General features: G+C 63.6%; 4 protein-coding genes. 3 read left to right on the forward strand and 1 reads right to left on the reverse strand.

Features of this window, described 5'->3' with window-relative positions:
- Positions 1-974 (forward strand): efflux RND transporter periplasmic adaptor subunit (locus QM659_RS16665; protein WP_415189282.1); only part of this gene is annotated, 974 nt, incomplete at its 5' end.
- Between the two features lie 9 nt (positions 975-983).
- Positions 984-4016 carry an efflux RND transporter permease subunit gene (locus QM659_RS16670; protein WP_415189283.1) on the forward strand — a complete coding sequence of 1011 codons (3033 nt, stop codon included), beginning with the start codon at positions 984-986 and terminating at the stop codon, positions 4014-4016.
- A 258-nt stretch (positions 4017-4274) separates the two neighbouring features.
- Here the strand turns inward: QM659_RS16670 and QM659_RS16675 are convergent, their stop codons facing one another.
- Positions 4275-5096, reverse strand: a complete 822-nt coding sequence (locus tag QM659_RS16675) for an AraC family transcriptional regulator (protein WP_415189284.1) — start codon at positions 5094-5096, stop codon at positions 4275-4277.
- A 136-nt stretch (positions 5097-5232) separates the two neighbouring features.
- Here QM659_RS16675 and QM659_RS16680 point away from each other — a divergent pair, with 136 nt between their 5' ends.
- Positions 5233-5928: an O-methyltransferase gene (locus tag QM659_RS16680; RefSeq protein ID WP_415189285.1), complete on the forward strand. Its 696-nt coding sequence runs from the start codon at positions 5233-5235 to the stop codon at positions 5926-5928.
- The last annotated feature ends 122 nt before the right edge of the window (positions 5929-6050 follow it).

Genomic DNA, 6050 nt, shown 5'->3' on the forward strand with positions numbered 1-6050 from the left:
CGTCCGGTTCCAAAGCCCTGCCTCCCATTGAGGTCGTGGCCATGACCGTCGAGCCCGAGAACTTGCCTCAGGAGTTGGACGCCATAGGCTCCCTCTCGTCAGTGAACGAAGTGACGCTCGCGCCGGAAGTGGCGGGCCGCGTGATCTCGATCGATTTCGAAGCCGGGGCGGAGGTGGCAAAGGGGGCTGAACTCGTCCGTCTGTACGATGCGCCAGAGCGCGCCGATCTCGAAACGGCGAAGGCAAAACTGGAGTTCGCGCGGCTTCAGTTCGACCGTGCGCAGGACCTCGCACCGAAGGGCGCTGAGTCGCGCCAGATGCTCCAGCAGCGCGCGGCGGAACTCGCGCAGGCCGAAGCGGCGGTGCAACTGGCTGAGGCGCGCCTCACGCAACGCACCATCCGCGCGCCGTTCGCCGGTCGGCTGGGTGTGCGCCGCGTCAACCTCGGACAATATGTGAACGCGGGCGAGCCGCTCGTAACGTTGACAGCTCTTGATCGGCTGTACGTCAATTTCACCGTTCCCCAGCAGGAACTTTCGAAGCTTGTGAACGGCGGCAAGGTGGTACTGCGGACCGATGCCTGGCCGGGACGAGACTTCGAAGCCCATATCAACGCCATCGAGCCGGTGGTCGCAGCCGAGACGCGCAATATTTCGGTGCAGGCCACGCTCGCGAACGCGGACGGCGCGCTCCGCCCCGGCCTTTATGTCACCGCGAAAGTGGGCCTGCCGCCGCGCGTCAAGGCAATCCTCGTGCCTGTGACAGCGGTCGTAACAGGTCCGTCCGGCGACACGGCCTATGTGGTCCGCAAGGGCAAGGCCGAGATCGTGCTGGTCGAGACGGGCCGAAGGGTTGGCGCGCACGTCGTCGTGGAGCGCGGCCTAGAGGCTGGCGACGTTGTCATCACCACGGGGCAACTCCGCGTGCAGCCGGGCGCGGCCGTCACTCTTGCCGCCACCAGGGCGAAGGAATAGGCGCGCGCGATGCGATTCACCGATCTCTTCATTCACCGGCCGATCCTGTCCATCGTCGTCAGCCTGCTGATTTTGCTGGCGGGGGTGAATGCGTTCTTCTTGCTGCCGGTGCGGCAATATCCGAACCTGCAAAGCGCGACGATCACGGTCGAGACGGGCTTCCCCGGCGCCACGCAGGACGTGATGCAAGGCTTCGTCACTACGCCGATTGCACAGGCGATCGCCACCGCGAGCGGGATCGAATATCTGACCTCGACCTCCACGATGGGGCAGAGCCAGGTCAAGGCGAAGCTCGTTCTCAACGCGGACTCGGACCGGACGATGACCGAGGTTCTGTCCAAGGTCCAGCAGGTCAAATATCGCCTGCCGCAGGGCGCATTCGATCCCGTCGTCACGAAGATCACCGATGGCGCTTCTGCCGTCCAGTATATCGCTTTTGTCAGCGACACGCTGACGATCCCGCAGATCACCGATTTCGTCACGCGGGTCGGTCAGCCGCTGATCACCTCGGTGAAGGGCGTCGCCTCCGCTGACTTCGCAGGTGCGCAGGCGCTCGCCATGCGGGTGTGGCTCGATCCGGTGAAGCTCGCCGCCCGCAATCTGACGGCTGGCGACGTCGCGGCGGCGCTGCGCGCCAACAACGTCCAGGCGGCGCCGGGGCAGCTTGAAAGCGACCGGAGCATCACCAGCATTACGGCAACGACCGACGCCACCTCTGTGGGCGACTTCCGCGAGATGGTGATCAAGACGAGCGCCAGCGGCCTCGTTCGGCTCCGCGATATCGCCGATGTCGAGATCGGTAGCCAGAACCATAAGACGCTCGGTTGGGCGAGTGGCCGCCGGGCCGTCTATTTGAAAATCGCGCCGACACCCGACGGCAACCCTCTGGAAATCGTGGCGGCGACAAAGGCGCTGATCCCGAGCATGCAGATCGTCGCTCCGCCCGGGCTCAAGGTGGAGAACCAGTTCGACGTCGCCCATTTCGTGAACGCTTCAATCGACGAGGTGCTGCGGACGCTCGTCGAAGCTGTTCTCATTGTCGTGGTCGTGATCTTCCTGTTCCTGGGCTCGTTGCGCGTGGTCGTCGTTCCCGTCGTCACCATCCCGCTGTCGCTGGTAGGCACGGCGGCGCTGATGCTGGCGTTCGGCTTCTCGCTCAATCTGCTCACTCTTCTTGCCATGGTGCTGGCGATCGGGCTGGTGGTGGACGACGCCATCGTGGTCGTCGAGAACATCCACCGCCATATCGAGGAGGGTCATTCGCCGGTCGAGGCGGCACTCGCCGGGGCGCGTGAGATTATAGGCCCGGTCATCGCGATGACGATCACTCTCGCAGCCGTCTATGCGCCAATCGGGTTGATGGAGGGACTGACCGGCAGTCTGTTCCGGGAGTTCGCCTTCACGCTGGCCGGATCAGTGGTCGTGTCGGGAGTTGTCGCGCTTACTCTCTCGCCGATGATGTGTTCGCAACTTTTGAGCGGCAAGGCCAGCGAAAGCCGCTTTGCCCGGCTGGCAGAGCGCCTGTTGACGGCGCTTGCGGGCACCTACGGCCGTGTGCTCGACCGAACGCTGGACATGCGGTCTGTCGTGCTGCTCGTCGCGGGTGCGATGGTCGCCGCCATCGTGGTGCTCTTCCTCGGCGCCAAACGTGAACTCGCCCCGCAGGAGGATCAGGGATACGTTTTTACCGCCGTCCGAGCGCCGCAATACGCCAATCTCGACTACACGGCGTCAGCAGCCGCCGACGTTCAGCGGATCTTTCGGTCCTTACCCGAATATGCGGCGAACTTCTTCGTCGTGGGCACCGATGGCATGAACAACGCCTTCGGCGGCATTATCCTGAAGGAGTGGAGTGAACGCGAACGAACGTCCACCGACATTCAGGCCCAACTCTATCGAGCCGTCAGAAGCGTGCATGACGCCTCGGTCACGCCGTTCCAGCCGATGGCGCTTCCCGCCTCGACGGGCGGCCTGCCGTTCCAGATGGTGTTGCGTTCGCCTGCCGACTACGACGGAATCTATCAGGAAATGGAGGTGCTGAAGGCGGCGGCACGGCGCAGCGGCCTCTTCGTGTTTGTCGACAGCGACCTCGCTTTCGATAGTCCGACGGCGCGGATGCGCATCGACGTCGCAAAGGCCGGAGAGGTCGGCGTCACCATGCAGGCAATAGCCGACACCATGGCCGTGCTCGTTGGCGAAAACTACGTCAACCGCTTCAACTATTATGGCCGATCCTACGACGTGATACCGCAGGTCCGCCAACCCGACCGCGTGTCGCCGGATGCGCTCGGCCGCTTCTACGTTCGGGCCAGATCGGGTGCGATGATGCCGCTCGCCACCCTCATCAGGCTCGATGTCATGCCGCAGCCCAATCGATTGCCGCAGTTCAATCAGATGAACGCCGCAACTCTCTCGGCCGTATTGAGGCCCGGCGTGACCATGGGCCAGGCGGTTGCATTCATGGAGTCGCTGCCGCGTGCGCCGGGCGTCACCATCGACTGGCTCGGCGACAGCCGCCAGTACGTGCAGGAAGGCAACCGGTTGACCGTTACTTTCGGCTTCGCGCTGATCGTGATCTTCCTCGTGCTTTCGGCCCAGTATGAAAGCTTCCGCGATCCGCTGGTGATCCTCGTTACCGTGCCTCTCGCGGTCTGCGGTGCGCTCGTGCCGCTCTGGCTCGGGTACACGACGCTCAACATCTACACGCAGATCGGGCTCGTGACGCTGATTGGGCTTATCTCGAAACACGGTATCCTGATGGTAGCGTTTGCGAACGACATCCAGCGACGCGAGGGCACCGGAAAGCGCGCCGCCATCCTCAAGGCGGCGATGGTGCGGATGCGGCCGATCCTCATGACGACGGCGGCCATGGTAGCCGGCCTCGTGCCGCTTCTCTTCGCGACCGGCGCGGGCGCGGCGAGCCGCTTCGCAATCGGCATCGTGGTGGTGATGGGAATGCTGGTCGGGACGCTATTCACGCTCTTTGTGTTGCCGACATTCTATATCCTGCTCGGTAGTGAACGAACGCCCCGCCCGAGTTGACTCGGGTGGGCCAAGATAACGGTATGCAGCGTCTGCTATCCGCTCGAAAGCCGGCGGAACGAAGAAGATGCAAGGCATGTCTGCACTCGGCCTCGACCGAGATCGGAGCGTCGGGACGGCCAGAGCGGCTTCGGGTCACCTTCTTCGGTTCCATCATCGTCAAGGCGGAAGCGGTCGGTAAGCGTAACGAAGGCCGCCGTCGAGACGAGCCTGAAGCTACCTTTGCGTCTGTCCGCTGCGCACAGAGGACATTGGATACTAAGAACCCGCGTTTCGGCCGGCATGACGCTCCGCCATGTATCTGCCCGGAGACGTGCCGAGCGTCTTGCGGAACATGGTGACGAAACTCGGCACGCTTTCATAACCCAGATCGGCGGCCGCCTGCTGGATCGAGGCGCCATCGGCCAGCCACTGCACCGCGAGCATGACGCCGAGCTGCTGGCGCCAGCGCCCGAAGCTCATCCCGGTCTCGCGGCTGATCAGCCGCCCAAGCGTCCGCTCGCTCAGGCCGGCGCGCTCTGCCCACTCCTCCAGCGAACAACGTTCGGAGGGCGCGGCCATCATGAGGTCGACCAAAGCACGCAGCCGCGCATCGACCGGCATCGGCAAATGCAGGTCCTCGATTTCGGCGGCTGCGATCTCGTCGAGCAACACCGCGATCAGACGCGAATTCGCTCCGTCCTGGTCGTACAGCAACGGCAGCCTAGCCGCCCGGAACAGCAATTCGCGCAGCAGAGGCGTCACCGAGACGGTGCAGCAGCGTTGCGGCAGGCCGGCGTCGAAGCCGGCGGCGACGAACGCAGCATAGCCTTCGAGCGAGCCGGTGGCCTTGATGGCGTGCAGCGCGCCGCCTGGTATCCAGACGGCGCTTCGCGGCGGGACGATCCACAATCCGCCTTCCACCCGGCAACTCAGCGCACCGCGCTGCACCAGCAAGATCTGCCCCTTGGCATGGCAGTGCATGTCGAGCTCGAACGAACCGATCGTCTCCGACGCCATCCCATACGTGACGACCGGGCGCGCGACCTCGTCGGGCTCGATCCAGTCGGACGCAGCGGAGCTGTCTGTGAGAATGGGCATCGTTCGATCGACCATACCGTGTGGCGCAAATGGATAATAATTTGTCAGGACTTCGTAATGACGTCAATGCGGCTTCCCTTTACTCTCACGGACAATCGAAACCGAAACGGTCTCGGCATCACCGAAAGGGACTTTCATGACAACGCTGAGCAGCAAGCGCGTCGCAGAGACGCTCGACAAACTCCACGCAGAAGCCGACGCTGCGGATCATGACATGATGACCAAGCTGATAGCGCAGCTCGAGGCGTCCGGTGAAACCCTGCAGGATGCGGCCGCCAGGTTTGTCGACGAGGAACGGGTGAACTATCGAACGACATATCGGGGGCACGCCGATCATTTCCTGGCGATTTCCCCGGCCTATGGCCGCTTCCTTTACGCGATCGCGCGCGCCCGCAGGGCGACCCGGATCGTCGAGTTCGGCACGTCGATGGGAGTCTCGACCATCTATCTTGCGGCTGCGCTTCGCGACAATGGCGGCGGAAAGCTGATCGGCACCGAGCTAGAGCCCAGCAAAGTGGCGCGGGCGCGGGCTCACCTCGAAGCGGCCGGGCTGGCCGACCTGGTGGATATCCGCGAGGGCGATGCGCTCGACACGCTGAAGGACGTCGGCGGCGAGGTTGATGTTCTATCGATCGATGGCGCGTTTTCGCTGTACCTGCCGGTGCTCAAACTGATCGAGCCGCGGTTGACGCCCGGCGCTGTGATCCTCGGTGAAAACGCCTTTGCGCAGGACTATCTCGATTACGTCCGCTCTCCCGCCAATGGCTATTTCTCCCGCTCGCTCGATATCGACGAAGGCCGCGGCAATGAGTTCACCGTGCGGGTTGGGTGACGCCAGCCAGCGAAGCAACTGGCCGTCTCAGCGGAAGTCTTCAGGAGGGGCCGACATGATCAACCGCTTCAAGGCATGGCTTTATCGCACACGTCCGGACCGTTCGCTTGGTCCGGCCCTGT

The organism is Rhodomicrobium sp., from assembly GCF_047605405.1.
GTDB lineage: Bacteria > Pseudomonadota > Alphaproteobacteria > Rhizobiales > Rhodomicrobiaceae > Rhodomicrobium > Rhodomicrobium lacus.

What these genes read in the sequence shown, in the direction of transcription:
- QM659_RS16675 (WP_415189284.1), bottom strand. Translation starts at nt 5,096, where the DNA reads ATGCCCATTCTCACAGACAGCTCCGCTGCGTCCGACTGGATCGAGCCC.
- QM659_RS16670 (WP_415189283.1), top strand. Translation starts at nt 984, where the DNA reads ATGCGATTCACCGATCTCTTCATTCACCGGCCGATCCTGTCCATCGTC.
- QM659_RS16680 (WP_415189285.1), top strand. Translation starts at nt 5,233, where the DNA reads ATGACAACGCTGAGCAGCAAGCGCGTCGCAGAGACGCTCGACAAACTC.